Genomic DNA, 17,725 nt, shown 5'->3' with positions numbered 1-17,725 from the left:
TAATGATGGGCCAATTGGCTGAGATAAGGGAAGCCGTGGCGTATCAGACAAAGTTGCTCGAAACGATTGTGGACCAACTGGATATGCGGGAAAAAACCGCTGCGCAAGCTCGCATGGATTGGGAACAGCATAAAAAGCGCATTTCCGGAATGCTCACGAGAATGCCGGGAGTCGCCGGCAACCAGCAATATCAAGAGGCTATCACCAATATTTTCGACACCATCGGGGCAAACAAATGACAACAGATTATCACACGCCATACCAGGATAACGTCACGACGTTCCGGGCCGCGGACATGAATCCGCCATTGGCTGCATTGGATGCAGCGATTGGAGCAAATGCGCTGGCTATAACCGGAAAGGCGGATTCTTCTCACACCCATGACGATCGGTATTACACAGAAGACGAAATCGATTCGATCGTATCTGGAATAGGCGATGGCGATGTCTTCGGACCTGTAACCAATACGGCTGATTACGTTCCGCAATGGAATGGCGCCGACTCAAAAACGCTCAAAAATGGGTTGTCCGTGGTAACCACCATCGGGGATCCGGGGTCTGATGCCGCCATCCCGACAGAGCAAGCCGTTCGGGAGGCGATAGCGTCCATAGGCGGCGGAGATCAGCCCTATATTATTGGCGGGTCCTTTATGGGTGCGCCGACCGCGAGTCTGGTGCTGGTGATTCACCCGTTCGCGATCGATGTGACATTCCCCGCCGGGCTGACCAATTCAAAACTGGTTGCGACCGTGGCAGCGACCGCAGAAACGGTGTTCAGTCTAAAGAAAAACGGGGTCGAGTTCGGGACGGCCACATTTGCGGCGGCCGGAACCGTGGCGACGCTTGCGGCGGCATCTGACGCGACTTTTGATGAATCAAGCGGGGATATATTCACACTGGTTGCGCCGGCAACGCCGGATGCGACGCTGGCCGGTTTAGGCTGGGCGATAAGGGGGGCAAGATAACATGGGGGGGAACAGCTTGAAAAAATACTTGATGGCAATTCTTTTTCTGTTGGCTTTTGCTGCGAGTGGTCATGCGGCTGTCGCTTACGTCGATCTGGTTTCAGGCAATGATACCACGGGGGATGGCACAGCCGGGAATCCATACCTGACAGCCGAAAAAGCAGATGATATTTTGACCGGCGGCGGAGATGAAATCCGCGTCAAGAAGTCTACGATCGTAGCGCTTGCCGGGACGCTGACCTTCACCAACGGAAGCGATTCAATCACGACCAGCGCCGACCTTTCGGGCGTTCTCGCCTCTGGATATTTAATCAGCAAGAACTCCGAAAGCGGTGGAACCGAGGGTTGGTGGCATGTAAGCAGTGTTACCACCAATACCATTACGCTGTCCGCGCAATACTGGGGCACCTCTCAAACGACATCGGCATATTACGTTATCCCTGCAGCTACAGATGATTCTCACTGGGATGGTGTTAAAGCAGGGGCATCAAAAACCAGCCGAATGAAGATCTCCGGCGGGTGGGATTTATCAACTGAAACGCGTAATGGATACACGGCGGTTACCAATAGCGATCCCAATGGCACTATTCGAATAAGCAGTGACTATATTGAATTGGGTTATTTCATTGCTGTGAGCTTGTACTCAAGCAATAGCACTTACGGCGCTTTTTACGTTACCGGCTCATACGGCTATTCCCATGATTTATATGCGAGTGGAGCAAACTTAAGTATCGGATTTAATCTGACTGGTAGACAAAATATAGTTTCAGATGTCGTCTGCACTGGCGGAGAGCAAAATTTTTTAATTGCGGGCGGCGATAATAATTATGTAGAAGATTTATATTGTTACACATCATGCAGCACGCCCTCATCTTATGGCAACCTGGCTTTTATATATTCCTCTAATAACATCATCAAAAACGCAAGCATTTTTAATTCGCCGATATATGGTGTTGTTTCTGCCAATTCAGGATATGTATATATCAGCAATGCCACCATCTCGAATAACGTGTCTGCTGGTGTCTACACACAAAACACCGGTCCAATTTATTTGAGCGATTCGACCATATCTTATAGCACTATTGGCATATCTTTAGATGCAAGTTCCATCGCTTACATTTATGATATTACGTACTCAAACAATTCCGGCGTGGATGTGGGAATTGTGGATATTTCATCTTGCCCAGCGGCAGTGCCAGGGGCTTATGAACTGACATCTGCCGGGGTGCATAAAACTCATTTTAGGGATGCCGAAAACGGAACCAGAATCTACCAATCAAACACCACTGAAGCCAGAAGCGGCACCTGCATTAATATCCCAGCTGCTGGTGGCTACGTTTACACGCCTGTAAAAATTGGCTCTGTAAAAATCACCTCAGCCGCAAGCGACATAACCCTCTCTGTCTACATGAGAGCCGATGCTTCTTACAGCGGTTTCGTCGCAATGTACGCCATTCATAACGGGAAACCAGTCGTTCCTTATACCGACAAAACCCTGACAACGAGCTACACCCAGCAATCGATAACGGTTTCATCCGCCGATCTGGTGGTAGGTGAATATCTCGACCTTTGGGTCGGTGTCTCGGGTACAGCCGGTAACGTTTACATAGACGATTTTAGCTATGCTCAATAGGACTTTCTAATGGCCGGTGAAAACGATTTTACAGAATGGAAAGATGGGGCGCCGGTAATTGACCCTGCTTCCGACGGCTCCCTTGATGATTGGAAGGATGGCGAGCCGATCACCCTTTCGGCGGTTGACGCAGGGGAACCCCCGGGCCCCGGTAGCCTTCAACCAGTAGTGTTTATATGCACATAGGTTAAGGATTTTGCGATGCCCTGGATTCTCGAAAAATTAGAGCACCCCGCATGGGCAGCTAAATACGGCCCGGAACTGCGCGATACCACCCGATACGACCCCTACGAGCTGGCATGTGTAATTGAAGACCGTGGAGACGGTATTGCCTATATTTCTAATGCATCTGGAGGGCAAGGTCGGCTACCTGACCGCAGTGATCTCCGCAACATGCTCATAAATTTAGGGTTTATAAAAGTCCGATGGATAAGGGTTATCGAAGAAGATTTGATTAAAGATAAGGATAGCCGAGCAGTTTGAGTTCCGAGTTAATATGGGTTTGACGAGAAAACATAATTAAGTGGAAGCCGCCCCGGTGGATGCTGCAAACATCCCCGAGGCGAAAGGCTATGCACGCGAGCCAGACATCTGACAGACAGACGGCCCCCACTGCTCGGACCGAGCACGGGCCTTATAGCACGAAACGAGTGCTTATCACAAGGAGGTGCGCATGCATGGCCCACTGCCATATATCGGCGGCAAATCAAAACTGGCGGACACAATTATCAGTTTATTCCCGGAGCATAAGGCGTATTGTGAGGTATTCACAGGCGGAGGCTGGGTGTTCTTCAAAAAGCCCAGATCCCGATACGAGACACTAAACGACCTCGACGGCGACCTGGTCCGGTTTTACCGGGTTCTCTAAAACCATTTGGAGGAGTTCACCAAGCAATTCAGATGGATTTTATCATCAAGAGAATGGTTCGCGGATTTCAAAAGCCAGCAGGAGGCAACTGGCCTCACCGATATCCAGCGGGCCGCGCGCTACTATTATCTCCAGCGCCACTGCTTCGGCGGCCGAGTCAAAGGCCGAATCTTCGGCGCTAGTCCCATGCACCATCCGCGCATCAACCTACTCAGACTGGAGGAGGAGCTGTCAGCCGTCCACTTGAGGCTCTCCCGGGTCACCATCGAGAACCTCCCATGGCAAAAATTCGTCCAGCGCTACGACCGCCCAGATACGCTCCTGTATCTCGATCCTCCTTATTATAAAGCCCCCTACTACAATTATAATTTTGAGCTGGCAGATTTCGAGGAAATGGCAAGCATCCTATCAACCGTGAAAAGCCGCTTCATCCTAAGCATTAATGATCACCCCGACATCCGCGACCAATTCAAAGCGTTCAAAATAAAACCAGTCACACTAAAATACACAGTGGCAAAGGGCCAACAAACCAAGGGCAGCGAGTTGCTGATCACCAACTACTAACCCCTCTCAAACAAAAAACGGCTCGGTCTCTATCAAGACGATCGGGCCATTTTTTTTACAAAACAATTTTCTGAGATTACCTGCAAGATTTTCTGAGATTACGTGACGCGTTACATTGGACATTTTGGATGGATGTGCCGCCACCGGAAATCGCATCCAGATCCCCAAAACGTTAAAGCCCCTTTAAATTTGGTCACGCATATTCACATGGAAGAGTGGTTCCCGCCCGTCTCGGGATGGGGCGGAAATATCGAAGAATCAACTGTATCTCCCAAAGTTATAGGACAACGGAGTTTGTGGTATTCAGATGACGGTGGCCGCTCCCATTTTTGCCATTTCCGCCTTTTAGGCAGGGGATTTCGATTTAAATTTTTGAGGGTACTGCAAAAACCGAATCTAAACTTGTTCAATTCCCACAAAAAGGAAACGGCCATTCCGATATTCGGAATAGCCGTTAGGAGGAGAAGCAATCAGTCCGTTGCGCCCAAACAACTGACTGATTCGGAGGAGAACAGATGAATCTTTTTGTCTGGTTACTTTAATTGCAAAGCAATAAGCACGCCAAACCGGAAAAACTGCCCGCATTATTTTTGTAAAGCTTGCATAACAAGCTGTGTTTTTTGCTATATAAATAAAATATCGATTCTGGAATATTGCGTTGGGCACTAGACAAACCCCACCATTCAGCATCTTTAAATTCAATATTTTGAACGCCAATTATCCGGATTTCTGTTTTATTTTAAATATATTCGGAATGATATGGATTATTTTAGGAATAGTTCAAATTCCTGAACCGAATCTCCAGGCGTTTCTATAATCCCCACCCGAATGGGTAAAACTGCCTATATGACAGTCGGCATCAATCTACTCACAACTTGTTTTACTACTAAATCTGAAGAGGAAGCACGCTCAAAATTAATCTTTCGCCATTACTGTTATTGCGCGAATACTACTAGTGAAATTTTGCCAGGCCCCCCGCGGCCGTTTGAAATACGCTTATTTTGGGACCAACGGCAACACCATGGCTCACAAAGCTGTCATCCGCGCCGCATCAAGTATATCATTATATATTTCAATGCGCTATGGACCTCAGAAACTGCCAGTGGCACTTTTTCCAGGAAAAAGGTAGCCCCGGCGGCATAGGAGCGCTCCATAATTTCCTTATCCGGCCTGAGGGTATATTGAATTACCGGCAAATTCGCATGGGTCTTTCGAATCTCTTTTAATACATCCAAGCTGATATCGGCCGCCTTTCGCACGCTCCCGAACTTCTTTTTCGCCTGTTCGTGCCAGTACAAATCCAATAACACCAGATCCGGTTTTTCGCTCTCGATCAAGGTGCGCCAAGCATCGATATCGCCACTTTTAATGATTTCGAAATCAACACCGATGTCCTTTGACTGGGAGAACTCCTTCTCAATGGATTGAACCCACATATCATCAAAGGCGAGTTGTTCGTTGTCAAGGGTTTGCCTGAACGCGCCACTGAAGATATCATCCAGAAACAATACTTTGATTTTCATTTTATTTCTCCGTGTCAGCCACATTCAAATGAGGAAAAGTTAAATAAACACGATAAGGGCGGTCATATTTTCTGAATTTGCCGCCCAACTCTTTCATAATTTGCTTCATCTGGGGTGTTCCTCTGCCAGAAACGGTCTTATAGGGCATTCCGTTATCCTGAAAGCAAACAACGGACGCTTTTCGTTGCTCCCGAAGGATAATGTCAATCCTGCCGGCCGGTGCGGACCCGTGATGTCGCCTTTCATTCAATGCTCTGATACTATTGGAAAACAAGTTTTCAAAGACGGTTTCCAGTTGTTCGTAATTGGCGCGCACCTGGTATCGGCCCGGTGAAACATCTTTCACTTCAAAATTGATTTCTATATCGGGCTGTCGGGAACTGATTTGATTTACATACGCTGCAAGCCATTGTTTCAAATCAATATTTCTATCCCTGCATTTTAGAATTTTTCCCTTTTCATGCAGGTCACTTAACAACGCATCTAGACCGGATAGGGCCGTATTGATTTTTGGATGATTCAGTAACGCGGGGTTTTCCTGCAAAAGCGCCGATTTCAAGCCGGCCAGACAATAAAACCCGGGATTGTGTATCTTCAAACTGATCTCGGACAACAACTCCGCCACGCGTTCGTTCAACAAAAAAGATTTCAACAGGGAATTGTACAGGGAAAGAAAGGGACTCATCTGCAAGAACTTGCAAAAGTCATTTCTTGAAGACGCCAGGTGAACCGAGCCTAAATCCTGGCCCAGCATATGCAGGGGGTAGACCACATAGGAGCGGATACTGTCAATGACCTTTAGTAGAAACTTTTGTTCCTTTCTTTTGATTACGCTGGCGCTGTTGATTCTTTCGCGAAACCGATGCAGTCTTCGACAAGTGCTGTCGCCTTCAAACGGATAGGATATCTCCGATCGGTCGCATAGAAGGCTGTCGCTCGACGGTTGAAACTCCGGGAAATACACTTCCATGGTCTCTTCTCCGTACCATGCGACAATTCGAAGCGCATGCTTATCATATCCGGAGCCCCTTCTAAAAAAAGCAAAGCCCAAGTCCGCGGCGGACATGGTGCGGTAGACACTCACCGCATCGGTATAATCTACTTTTGCATCGGAGGCGATCAGCCGGGACAGAATATTTAATTTGTGATGGACCGTGTTCAGCGCGATTCGGTTTTTCGTGTCCAGAATATAGTTGATAATCAGGGTGCCGTATTGAGCGGCGAATTCATCCAGCGGCGCCTGCTCGTCTTGAGTGAACGACGGTTTATGTCGATAACGGCTCAGCTCGATAACGCAGAATACCTCGATTCCCCTTTTGATTGGCAAAAACAAGGTGCTGGCCACCGGTTTTTTGATATCCGCCACATAGTTCGCATCCATATAAGGGTAAATTTCCAGAAAAGGATTGGGGCCATTGCCGTTGGGTTCAGTCCATATGTCTTTCACAAGCAAGGTTTCTCCGGTGGCCAACATTCGCCCGGCATACCCTTTGCTCGGATTATAAAGGTGCAGATCCTTATCCGTCCGCAACCACGGCTCCCCGTCTTTTACGATGCACATTTTCTCCACCCGACCCCCCAGCGGAAACAGGCTAATTTGCCCGATATCCGCATCGACGGCTTTCATCAGCAGGTTCAGCAGTTCATAGGCGATACGGTCCACGGATTGCTCATCTCCTGCAATCGCAAGTTCCGGAAGCTTTCTGAAAAACTGTTCCGCGTGAATGATTCTTTTTGCGGGTGCCGAGGTCTTAACCTTCATATCCCATCCTCTTTATCACGCTTGATACGCCGTCCATTTCAGGTATTCCTCATTCCGGCTCTTCGCTGCACCACTTTCTGATAATACCGCCAAGTCTCAGCCATTCCGCGAATAAATGGCGTATGCGCATAGTTCAGGGCCCGCCGCAATTTGCCGCCATCGTACAGAAGGGGTTCATCGGGCGGAAACGGCAGGGGAAGTCTTTCCCGAATAATCTCTGCGATTCCCATCACCCGCCTGTCAACCCGCAACCCGCTCACCGATTCGATCACATCGGCCATCACGTCATAGGAAATTGACTCTTCTCCGGCGACATTATACGCTTGGCCTTTTACCGCGTCATTTTCAAGACACGCCGCGATAATGTCCGCCAGATCATCCACCCAAACAAAGCTATAACTGACGTTCTTATCTTCCGGAATCACCAGCGGTTTACCGGCAATGACGGTATCAAAGAGATAAGATTCGCGCGGCGCATAATTGTATCGCCCGTAAATAATCGCGGGACGTAATAGGGTGAAAAAAAATCCTTTTTCCCGGCACTGCCTTTCCAGCTCCCCTTCGGCCAGCCATTTAAGGTACCCGTAATCGGCGAACGCCCCCAATTCGGGTTGGGGGCCGGTCAGCTTGGCGGCCTCCTCGATAATGGGCATTTTTTGAGTGGGCGCATAAATCGAGGTGGTGCTGATGAAAATATAATGGCCCACGGTACCACGAAGATGATCGAGCAGGGTTGAGATGTGCTCGGGCGTATAGGCACAAAAATCAACGATCACATCCCAATGTTTTCTTGGAATATTGCCGGAAATGGCGGCCGGATTTTCCCGGTCGCCCAGCAACTGTTCAACCCCTTGAATGCCGATGGGGATATTGCCTCTGTTAAATACGGAAAGCTGGTATTGGTGCGATTTAAACAGCGTTTCGACAAAAACTCTTCCCGCAAAATAGCTGCCGCCGATAATCAGGAGTTGTTTCATTCATCCTCTTTTCTATCCCGGCAAAGCCGGAAGCTGGGCGGCTGGACTGATTGGCAGTCAACGACCTTCGGATAAAGGGTCTAAGCGCCGGGCCACCATAGATCCAGCCGTTTCACGGCTTCATCCTCAATCAACGCGTGAACACGCGGGCCGTGATCCAAAAGAAAATCGCTTCGGGAATCGCTGAGCCCCTGGGCTTTTAGCGTTTCGATCAGCCGTGAACATATGGTTTCAATGCCGTCCCCTTTTGAACGCGTTAAATCGCCACGGACCAAATCCTCAACCGCCTTGGAAATATAGGATCCGAGCACTGGGAGAGACTCGGCGGCTTTGCAAGCCCATTTGTAAAAAGGCATATACCGCCGGTTGAGCAAAAACACCAGATGCAGTACTTCTTCGCAAAACCGCATCAAGGCCTGAAAAGCGGGAAAAACCGCATTCCGGCGAAGACACCGCGTGTAGTTATACTGCCCGGACTGCGCAGCCAGCATACACCGGGCGGCAATTTTCTTTAATCGGACATCCTTTGGATAATGGTTTGCAATGGCTTGCCGAATCGCTGAAAACGCCCCCAACGGATCACTGAATACGCGACCATTGGTGCAGGCCGCCAGATTCGTCTCCGGAATGGTCAGCCACTTCTCCGGGCTTTGCGGGGCATGAGGCAGGCCGATAAAAGAAGCATAAAAAGCAGCCGTATGCAGCACCCCGACCCTGCTGTCCCCCCAACGGCTCTTTTTGCGCTCAAACCCCATGAATTGTTGCGGTAGCGCCTCGTACGCCCGTTGAAGGGAAGCGCCGATTTGTTCATAATCGTTTTTTTCAAGCCACAGGCAAAACCCGGGGCCCCAGTCATGATCACGAGACAACGCATCATCAAAGCCGAAGCACTCGGATCCGAGCCCGACAAGCCCTGCGGCAATTCGATCCTTGTGGTTCGGGAATTTTTCCGTGATCATCCCCGAACCAAAGGCACGATAATATTCTTCTGAAAGATTTAATCCCTTCATCCGCTTCAACAAGCGGCACCGTGGTGATATTCAAACGGCGCCGTCCTTGACGATTGTGCCGGCTTTCCACACGATCGGTTTTAAGAATATTGCATCACACGCACTTCCTCGGTACCGGAAAACTCACCGGCTTCGATCAGTGCGTTGATCTTTTTCGCGGTGGCGGCCGTCACGTATTTCTCACCGCATTGAAGGCAAAGGCCAGCCGGCGTGTTCTTAATCACATAGAGTTTGCCTTCCAGCCGGTAATCAAAATTTCCGATGGTAATCGAATCAATATCACCGCCGCAGAAAAAACATTTTCGATACGGGTTTTCCATGGACTTGCCTCCATAAGGTTTGGCGCATTGAAGCTCCGCCCACTCGGGATGAACCGTTAGGTACGCCAGGGAAATGATTAACCACTTATCGTGCCCCTTGGCGCACAACACGAGAATCGTTTTATCCTGAGCGTTCCCACGAACCAGTGCGCTGTCTCCCCGTTTAGGATGTCTTCGAATCTCTACCACCTGCCCGGTCAGCAACGCGGTCTCCATCTGCGGAACCGTCAGCAGGCCGGCCATGAGAAACTTGATCACATGCTCGGATATTTGGTAATGCGCACTCCGAACCTTTTCACGAATCCAGTCGATTTCCGGCGCGGCCGATTCTATTAGCATATTCATTTCCCTTTATGATTTTTATCCTATATTTTCACAAAATTCGATTGATTGCAATTCGAGTTCATTTTTTTACCATATTTTAATAAATTCATTTAAAAACGGCTTGGTGCCATCATGAAGTCTGTACTTTAAAAATTTGGTGATTATGCTAAAGATTATACGTTAAACGGCTGTGAAAAAAGCACCCATAGGAACTGGAGGGACATAATATGCTGTATTCTAAAACGGTAATGGATCATTTCAGAAACCCGAGAAATGTGGGCGTGATCGAAAATGCCAACGGTGTCGGCGAAGTCGGTAACCCCCTCTGCGGGGATATGATGACGATTTACCTAGATATTCAGGACAATGTGATCAAAGATATCAAATTTCAAACCTTTGGATGTGGCTCGGCCATTGCCGTTTCGAGCATGCTGACGGAAATCGCCAAAGGAAAAACCGTGTCGGACGCCAAAAAAATCACCAATAAGGATGTGGCCGAAGCCCTGGAAGGCCTGCCCAAAAACAAGCTCCATTGCTCCAATTTGGGTGCGGATGCGTTGCACATGGCGATTCAGAACTATGAGGACCGCATGTCCGGAAAACTGCGGGCGGAGCCGCAACGAACGGAAAAGCATGAGCACAATCCCACGGGTAAATGTTACTGCCCCTATTGCGATGTTGAAATCAAAGAAGGCATCACTTTTTGTGAGGCCTGCCAGTCCAATCTTGAAGAAGCGCACTGATTGCCCGGAAAGGATTCGCCCAATGACATACATCAACCTGGATCATATCTCCTATAAGCCGTTGTTGCCGGAAGTCAAAACGGCCATGATAGAGGCCATCAACGCGGATTACGCTAATCCGTCCAGCCAGCACCGTCACGGTGAGAAAGCCGCGGCGGTATTGGAAAAGGCCAGAGAATTCGTGGCGGCCCTGGTTAACGCCGCGCTGCCGAAGGAAATCGTCTTCACCTCGGGTGGCACTGAGTCGGTGAATCATGCCATCAAAGGGGTTGCAATGGCCAATGCGGAAAAAGGCAGACATATTGTCACCTCCAATATCGAACATAACGCAGTGGTACGAAGTTTGAAACGGCTTCAGAGTCAGGGATATCGAATCACCTCTCTTCCCGTGGACGCGTTCGGCCGCGTCAACCCCAACACGGTGGCGGAAGCCATTACACCCGAAACGATTCTGGTTTCCATCATGCACAGCAACAATGAAACCGGCACCCTTCAGCCCATCGCGGAAATCGGAAAGATCTGCCGGGAAAAAAAGGTACTCTTCCACTCTGATGCGGTGGATTCCGTAGGGGTGGTGCCGGTGGATGTACAAGCACTGGGCGTGGATCTGCTCAGTTTTGCCTCCAATCCCTTTTACGGCCCAACAGGTGTCGGCGGCCTCTATATTCGCCGCGGCACTCGAATTTTCCCCCTTCTGGATGGGGGCGTTCAGGAAGGCAGCAAGCGGGCTGGTACGGAAAATCTGATCGGTATTATCGGCATGGGCACAGCCGCTGCTCTCGCCCTGAAACATCTGCCCGCCCGAATGGCGCATACGCAGGGGCTTAAGGATAAATTGCTCAGAGAACTGCCCCATTATATCGATGAATACATCATCAATACGCATCCGGAGGATAGCCTTCCGGAGCTGGTGTCCCTTTCCGTTCAATACATAGAGGGCGAGAGCGTGATGTTGATGCTGGATGATGAGAATATTGCCGTGTCCACTCGTTCCGCGTGCGCCACGGGATCCCTTCGGGCCTCCCATGTGCTGCTTTCCATCGGGTTAAGCCATGCAGATGCCCAGGGCACGTTGGTGGTTACCTTCGGCATTGATAATACGGAAGCGGATGTGGATCATTTCCTGAAGGCGTTGCAGGCAACGGTCAAAACTCTGCGGGATATCTCTCCACTCTACCAGAAGAAGGGATAGGCTGAAACCGATTTGGCAGGGTCATTCCGCCACAACGCGGTTTTCAATGGCGCCGATTTTTTCAATGGCGCAGGTTACCACATCGCCCGCTTTGAGCAAGATGGGCGGATCCCTGAAAAAACCGACGCCCGCGGGCGTGCCGGTGGCGATGATATCCCCTGGCATCAGGGTTATGTCCTGGCTGATGTCGGCAATAATTTCCGGAAGGGTAAAGATCATCTCCCGCGTATTGCCATCCTGCATGGTTACCCCATTGACAACCGTTGTCAGGCGCAGGCGCTGAAGGTCTTCGGGCCCGCCGATGTCATCCAGAGTGACCAGGGCGGGCCCCATCGGGGCAAAGGTATCAAAGGATTTGCCGCGAAACCACTGCCCTTCGGCAAACTGCGCATCCCGTCCGGAAACATCATTAAACACCGAAAATCCGGCGATATAATCAAACGCGGCCGCTCGGGTGATTCGTTTTCCTTCTCTGCCGATAATAACGGCCAGCTCCACCTCCCAGTCGATTTGGCAGCTGCTTTGCGGCATCAAAATGGAATCAAACGGGCCGCTCAACGCATTGGCGGTTTTACAGAATAACAGCGGCCGCTTGGGCATATCCAACCCGGTTTCCTTCGCATGGGCCGCATAATTTTTGCCGAGACAGATAATCTTGCCGGGCCGGGAAACCGGGCATCCGATGCGGACGCGCATCCGCGTCCCCGGTGCCTTTACGGCACGAACTGTTTCAAGCCAGCCTTCTCGAAAAAAATCTTCTCCGATATCCGGTATTTCCCGAAAAACCGCTGTTAGATCGACGATATTGCCGTGTTGCCACAGCCCGGGCCGTTCCTTGCCTTTTTCTCCAAATCGAATGAGGTGCATGTTGAGGTATCGGGTTCCTATGGGTTTTTAGAGCGAATAATTATCGCCGCAGGTCTGCATTCATTTCCGAAGCGCTATCTTCGGCGCTTTTCTGACCGTCTCGATAGCACTTTCCAGCGTACCAGTCTACCTGGCGGCAAATGCCCCGAATGATACTGACATCACGTGCTCGAAGTTGAATGCGGGTAAAAAAATGGCGCAGCTTGTTCAGCCAATAATCGGGGTTGTCAGGTTTTATGTAATCAATGCGAAGCAGGATGTCCTTCAACTGATCATACATGCCGTCCAGTTCATGCCGGGTGGCCATGCGGGGTGAAAATTCTCCGCGCGGCGCCCGTTCGGCGTTGAAAAGCTCATAACACAGAACCATGACCGCCTGGGCCAGATTAAGGGAGGAAAAATCCGCAGTGGGAATATTCACCAATTCATGGCAAAAAAGAATATCCTCATTGGTCAGCCCCCGGTCTTCGGGGCCGAACAGTACGGCGATTTGATTTTCCATCGAAATGGAAATCAAATGTTCGGCCAGTGCAGCCGGAGAAGGCCTGACCGGCCGCTTTCCACCGAGCCGGGCGGTTGTTCCCACGACATAGCTAAAGGGCGCAAGCGCCTCGGGCAGGGTTTTGAAAACTTCCATTTCTTCCACCACATCCAAGGCGGCATGGGTGGCCATGCGCAGTACACGGGTCAGATCGCAATTTTCCGGGTTGACCACGATCAGTCGCCGAATGCCCATATTGCACATGGCCCTGGCAGCGGCCCCGATATTTTCAGGGAATCGGGGCTGATGCAGGACAATCGCGATGTTTTCCAGCCGAAGCGTTTCCGTCATTTGCCCACAATTTCAAGGTGATTGAAAAAATAGCCGATTTCAAACGCCGCCGATTCCGGGGAGTCGGAGCCGTGAACCACGTTTTTTTCGATATCTGTGGCAAAATCCCGCCGAATGGTTCCTTCTGCGGCTTCCTTATAATTGGTGGCGCCCATGAGGAGCCGGTTTTTCTGAATCACGTTGTCTCCGGAAAGCACCATCACGATACACGGCCCCGAGGTCATAAAGGTGGTCAAGCTGTTAAAAAAAGGGCGTTCCTTATGAACGGCGTAAAACCCTTCAGCCTGGGCTTTGGTCATGTGAATCATTTTCATGGCGATAATATTGATGCCGTTGCTTTCAAAGCGGTCTATCACTTTGCCGGCAAGATGGCGTGCAACACCGTCCGGCTTAATAATCGACAATGTTTTTTCCATGGGGGAAAATCCTTTCATTATATAACCTGTTGTTAGATCAAATAGTTTCGGTTCGTACGGCTGATCGTTTTTTTGTTTCGGTGCCATAGCAGAAGCGTTGTGGCAAGTCAACGGATCTCGTATGCTGCAGGATTCACTATTGTTAGTGCCTATATTTTCCGTTATAAAAAGCATGTTCTGGTGCCATGCAACTCACTAGAGCCGGGGCTTTCCATCGTTTTCACAAACCATAAATCTCACATTGAAAGTGCGATCCATGGGGACCGAAGATCACATCAAAAAAGTCGCGCTGGACCTTATTGCCAAAATCGCGCCGGAAGCCGATATTCAGAACCTTGATCCCGCCAATCGCTTTCGCAACCAGTTCGATTTCGATTCGGTTGATTTTATGAACTTCGCGCTTGGACTTCAAGAAGAACTGAACATGGCGATTCCCGAGGAAGACTTCCCGCAGCTTGCGACGCTTAACGGCTGTGTTGCCTATTTAAAATCGAAACTGGCCCCATAGCGGTTTTCCGTTCCTGAAAGTGTCACAGCGCCAACGTAACCAGCATCACACCAAAGTCTTCCGGGTGGTGTCTCTTTTTAAATCCGAATGCATCGCAGAGTTTGAGCATGGGGCTGTTCTCGGCCGATACTTCTCCGTACATCTCCCCGATGCCTCGACTCTTGGCATAATTGATAATGCGGCGCAGAAGCATCGGGCCCAGGCCCATGCCGGTCATGTCGCGGCGAATGAGAATAGCGAACTCCGCGCGTTCGTTGTCCGGATCGGCCAAAATACGTACCACGCCATGCAGCTCCGTTTTATCGGGAGCGGTCGGCTCGCAAAGAACCAGGGCCATCTCCCGATCATAATCGATCTGGGTCATCCGCGCCGCCATTTGGTGGGACATAATTTTTATTGGATGCAGAAATCGCAAGCGGATTTCATCCATGGAAAGTTTGGAGAAAAGCCCTTGAAATGCGGGTTCGTCTTCCGGCCGAATGGGGCGAAGTATCAGTGTTCGGCCATCCAAAAATGTAAGCGTCTCCTCCAGCTCCCTGGGGTAGGGTCGAATCGCCAGTCGTTGGGCGGCGGGAAGACGCGATCGGCCTACCTTGATGCGTGCGTCCAGCGCCACTACGCCCTGTTCATCGGCAAGCAGCGGGTTGATATCCAGTTCGATAATCTCCGCGATGTCGCTGATCAGTTGCGACACCTTGACCAAGGTCAGCGCAATGCTATCCAGATCCGCGGCCGCCTTGTCCCGGTACCCTTGCAGCAAGCGGCATACGCGCGTGCGGCTCATTACTTCTCGGGCAAGGTTCATGTTCAGCGGTGGCAGGGCGATGGCCTTATCCTGAATAACTTCCACGGCCGTCCCGCCCTGGCCGAACAGAATGACCGGGCCGAACTGCACATCCTCGCTGGCGCCGACAATTAATTCCCTGGCGTTGGAACGATGCACCATCGGCTGTACCGTAAATCCGGACAGTCTCGCCGCGGGCAGTCTTTGGTGGATCTGTTCCCTCATGATCTGCGCGGTTTGTTTCACCATTTCTTCAGAGGTAAGATTCAATGCCACGCCCCCTACGTCCGACTTGTGCGTAATATCGGGGGATAAAATTTTTAACGCCACCGATTCACCCAGCCGGCCGGCGATCTCGGCGGCCTGTTCGGCCGTAGCCGCTTCGTAGGTTGGGACCACGGGAATCTTGTAAGCGGCCAGAACCGCTTTGGTCTCCGTTTCGGTCAGCCATAATCGGCCTTGAGACAACGCCTTGTCAACAATTCCTCGGGCCTTTTCCGTTTCCGGCAAGAAGACTTCCGGAATGTTGGGGGGCGTTTCCATCAGCATTTCCTGGCTGTGGCGATAGCGCACCATCTGCATAAATCCCCGAATCGCTTCGCCCGGTGTTTCGTAAGTCGGGATTCTGTTTTCGCCGAACATCTTGCGGGCCTCAAGGGCGGAATCGATCCCCAGCCAGCTGGTGAAAATACCCCGTGCGCCTGCCTTTGAACCGCTCTCTTTCAGCGTTTCGATTACCGCCCGGGCGCACGCAGTGCTCGAGGCCACGGCCGTCGGACAGTTTAAAATCAGCAGGGCATCAACCCCCTCATCCGCAAGAAGCGGTTTTAACGCATCGATATAGCGACCCGGCGGCGCATCGCCGATGATGTCCACTGGGTTGTTATGGGACCAGGTGCGCGGTAGCACGCGGTTGAGGCGCGCAATGGTTTCATAAGACAGCTCGGCCAGGCACCCCTTTTTATCGATTAGCGCATCAGTGGCCAGTACGCCCATACCGCCGCCATTGGTCAAAATAGCCAAACGATCTCCTTCAAACGGCTGGGACATGGCCAAGGTTTCCACGGCATCGAAGAGTGCCTGCATGTCCATTACCCGCAGCATTCCAGCCCGCTGAAAGGCCGCGTTATAAACTTCATCGGCACCGGCCAATGCCCCGGTATGGGAGGCAGCGGCTCGGGCACCCTCGGCATGGCGTCCGGCCTTGACCACGACCACAGGCTTTAAGCGCGCTGCGGCCCGGGCCGCAGACATGAACTTGCGGGCATGGGTGACGTTTTCGATATAGAGCAGTATCGCTTTGGCCTTGTAATCGGTGGTCAGGTAATCGAGCATGTCGCCGAAATCGACATCGGACATGTTGCCCACTGATACGAAATGGGAAAATCCGATCCCCTTCGAGGTGGCCCAATCAAGCACGGAGGTCTGCACTGCGCCTGACTGGGCGACAAACGCAATGCTTCCTTTAAGCGGTTGGACATGGCCGAAACTTGCATTAAGGCCTACCCCCGGCACCATGATCCCTAAACAGTTGGGGCCCACGATGCGCAGCAGGTGCGGGCGCGCTGCGTCGAGCATTTGAGCGCACAGTCGTCGTCCTTTGTCATTGTCGCTTTCAACGAATCCGGCAGTGATGACCACCGCCGCCCGGGTACCCCGTCTGCCGATCTGCTCAATGAGTTTCGGAACAGTATCCGGCGGTGTGGCAATCACCGCAAGATCCGGTGTTTTTGGCAGGCTCTTTACACTCGGATAGGCGCGCAACCCTTCGATGGTCGAGTATTTCGAATTAACGGGGAAGATGTCCCCCTTGAATCTGCCGCTCACCAAATTCCGGGCAAGGACGGCACCGATAGAGCCGGGCTTTTGGCTTGCGCCTATCAGTGCGACCGTGGCGGGGTTGAACATGAAATCCAGATTACGGATCGTCATCGCATGACTCCATCTTGCTATAAATCTGCTCTGATTTCACCACGAGCCTCACTTGGAGCTGAACACCGGTGGCCTTGCAACCCAATCATGAAGTCAAGCCTTCGATATCACGATGATGTAAACTGATCCACTGCCGCCATCACCTCGCAGGCACAGACCGCTGCCGGGCCGCCGCCCATCAGAATGGCGATGCCCGTTGTTTCCAAAATCTCTTCTTTGGTAGCGCCGGCCCGAATGGCGTCATGCACATGGTAGGCAATGCAGCCTTCGCAGCGGGAAGTAATGACGATGCCCAATGCAATGAGCTGCTTTGTTTTGGCATCCAGGGCGCCAGGGGCCGTTGCCGCGGCGTTCAGTTGGACAAATGCCGACATGGGGCCACGCAGATTTCTTGCCAATTTGGCGAACATTTTCTGCAGATGCTCATATAACGCAGGGTAATTGTCATTCATATCGCGCATCTCCTTACAGGGTTGAGGCGAGGCGGGGCCTGAAACCCCCGGTCC

Annotated in this window: 17 protein-coding genes and 1 pseudogene; 8 read left to right on the top strand and 10 right to left on the bottom strand. The window is 51.1% G+C overall.

The window, feature by feature from the left end:
* The first annotated feature begins 2 nt into the window (after window positions 1-2).
* From RBT11_01590 to RBT11_01570, 5 genes and pseudogenes are all read left to right on the top strand, one after another.
* Window positions 3-239 carry a hypothetical protein gene (locus tag RBT11_01590; protein ID MDX9785439.1) on the top strand — a complete coding sequence of 79 codons (237 nt, stop codon included), beginning with the start codon at window positions 3-5 and terminating at the stop codon, window positions 237-239.
* On the top strand, window positions 236-964 hold the full coding sequence (locus RBT11_01585) for a hypothetical protein (protein ID MDX9785438.1): 729 nt from the start codon (window positions 236-238) through the stop codon (window positions 962-964). The genes RBT11_01590 and RBT11_01585 overlap by 4 nt, the downstream gene beginning before the upstream one ends.
* Before the next feature lie 16 nt (window positions 965-980).
* On the top strand, window positions 981-2,597 hold the full coding sequence (locus RBT11_01580) for a NosD domain-containing protein (GenBank protein ID MDX9785437.1): 1,617 nt from the start codon (window positions 981-983) through the stop codon (window positions 2,595-2,597).
* 201 nt (window positions 2,598-2,798) lie between these two features.
* Window positions 2,799-3,080: a hypothetical protein gene (locus RBT11_01575; protein MDX9785436.1), complete on the top strand. Its 282-nt coding sequence runs from the start codon at window positions 2,799-2,801 to the stop codon at window positions 3,078-3,080.
* Between the two features lie 190 nt (window positions 3,081-3,270).
* Window positions 3,271-4,029: pseudogene (locus RBT11_01570) on the top strand (DNA adenine methylase).
* 1,037 nt (window positions 4,030-5,066) lie between these two features.
* Here RBT11_01570 and RBT11_01565 read toward each other — a convergent pair.
* From RBT11_01565 to RBT11_01545, 5 genes are all read right to left on the bottom strand, one after another.
* Complete coding sequence (locus tag RBT11_01565) at window positions 5,067-5,552, bottom strand: response regulator (GenBank protein ID MDX9785435.1); 486 nt, start codon at window positions 5,550-5,552, stop codon at window positions 5,067-5,069.
* A gap of 1 nt (window position 5,553) precedes the next feature.
* On the bottom strand, window positions 5,554-7,314 hold the full coding sequence (locus tag RBT11_01560; GenBank protein MDX9785434.1) for a hypothetical protein: 1,761 nt from the start codon (window positions 7,312-7,314) through the stop codon (window positions 5,554-5,556).
* Window positions 7,315-7,352: 38 nt separating this feature from the next.
* On the bottom strand, window positions 7,353-8,291 hold the full coding sequence (locus RBT11_01555; GenBank protein MDX9785433.1) for an NAD-dependent epimerase/dehydratase family protein: 939 nt from the start codon (window positions 8,289-8,291) through the stop codon (window positions 7,353-7,355).
* An 80-nt stretch (window positions 8,292-8,371) separates the two neighbouring features.
* A complete protein-coding gene (locus tag RBT11_01550) occupies window positions 8,372-9,301 on the bottom strand; it encodes a DUF4037 domain-containing protein (protein MDX9785432.1) in 930 nt (309 codons plus the stop codon).
* 80 nt (window positions 9,302-9,381) lie between these two features.
* Window positions 9,382-9,960: a YgiT-type zinc finger protein gene (locus tag RBT11_01545; protein MDX9785431.1), complete on the bottom strand. Its 579-nt coding sequence runs from the start codon at window positions 9,958-9,960 to the stop codon at window positions 9,382-9,384.
* Between the two features lie 212 nt (window positions 9,961-10,172).
* On the opposite strand from RBT11_01545, the gene nifU reads away from it, so the two are divergent.
* Together nifU and RBT11_01535 are read left to right on the top strand one after the other, a co-directional pair.
* The gene (nifU, locus tag RBT11_01540; GenBank protein MDX9785430.1) at window positions 10,173-10,688 is read left to right on the top strand and encodes a Fe-S cluster assembly scaffold protein NifU; all 516 of its coding nucleotides are present in this window, start codon (window positions 10,173-10,175) and stop codon (window positions 10,686-10,688) included.
* 22 nt (window positions 10,689-10,710) lie between these two features.
* Window positions 10,711-11,880, top strand: coding sequence for a cysteine desulfurase family protein (locus tag RBT11_01535; protein ID MDX9785429.1), 1,170 nt, complete (start codon window positions 10,711-10,713; stop codon window positions 11,878-11,880).
* A 21-nt stretch (window positions 11,881-11,901) separates the two neighbouring features.
* On the opposite strand, the gene RBT11_01530 is transcribed toward RBT11_01535, so the two are convergent.
* Genes RBT11_01530 through ndk form a run of 3 tightly spaced genes read right to left on the bottom strand, consistent with a single transcriptional unit; the run spans window position 11,902 to window position 13,995 of the window.
* On the bottom strand, window positions 11,902-12,747 hold the full coding sequence (locus tag RBT11_01530) for a fumarylacetoacetate hydrolase family protein (protein ID MDX9785428.1): 846 nt from the start codon (window positions 12,745-12,747) through the stop codon (window positions 11,902-11,904).
* A 40-nt stretch (window positions 12,748-12,787) separates the two neighbouring features.
* Window positions 12,788-13,579: an RNA methyltransferase gene (locus RBT11_01525; protein MDX9785427.1), complete on the bottom strand. Its 792-nt coding sequence runs from the start codon at window positions 13,577-13,579 to the stop codon at window positions 12,788-12,790.
* The gene (ndk, locus tag RBT11_01520; protein MDX9785426.1) at window positions 13,576-13,995 is read right to left on the bottom strand and encodes a nucleoside-diphosphate kinase; all 420 of its coding nucleotides are present in this window, start codon (window positions 13,993-13,995) and stop codon (window positions 13,576-13,578) included. The genes RBT11_01525 and ndk overlap by 4 nt, the downstream gene beginning before the upstream one ends.
* Window positions 13,996-14,251: 256 nt before the next feature.
* Between ndk and RBT11_01515 the strand changes: the two genes are divergently transcribed.
* Window positions 14,252-14,503: an acyl carrier protein gene (locus RBT11_01515; GenBank protein ID MDX9785425.1), complete on the top strand. Its 252-nt coding sequence runs from the start codon at window positions 14,252-14,254 to the stop codon at window positions 14,501-14,503.
* Window positions 14,504-14,525: 22 nt separating this feature from the next.
* Here the strand turns inward: RBT11_01515 and RBT11_01510 are convergent, their stop codons facing one another.
* Together RBT11_01510 and RBT11_01505 are read right to left on the bottom strand one after the other, a co-directional pair.
* On the bottom strand, window positions 14,526-17,219 hold the full coding sequence (locus RBT11_01510) for a bifunctional acetate--CoA ligase family protein/GNAT family N-acetyltransferase (protein ID MDX9785424.1): 2,694 nt from the start codon (window positions 17,217-17,219) through the stop codon (window positions 14,526-14,528).
* 107 nt (window positions 17,220-17,326) lie between these two features.
* Complete coding sequence (locus RBT11_01505) at window positions 17,327-17,671, bottom strand: carboxymuconolactone decarboxylase family protein (GenBank protein MDX9785423.1); 345 nt, start codon at window positions 17,669-17,671, stop codon at window positions 17,327-17,329.
* Window positions 17,672-17,725: the final 54 nt, after the last annotated feature.

The organism is Desulfobacterales bacterium, from assembly GCA_034003325.1.
In the GTDB taxonomy this organism is placed as follows: domain Bacteria; phylum Desulfobacterota; class Desulfobacteria; order Desulfobacterales; family JAFDDL01; genus JAVEYW01.
The sequence above is the reverse complement of the archived record's forward strand: the minus strand, read 5'-3'. Positions and strand labels throughout refer to the sequence as shown.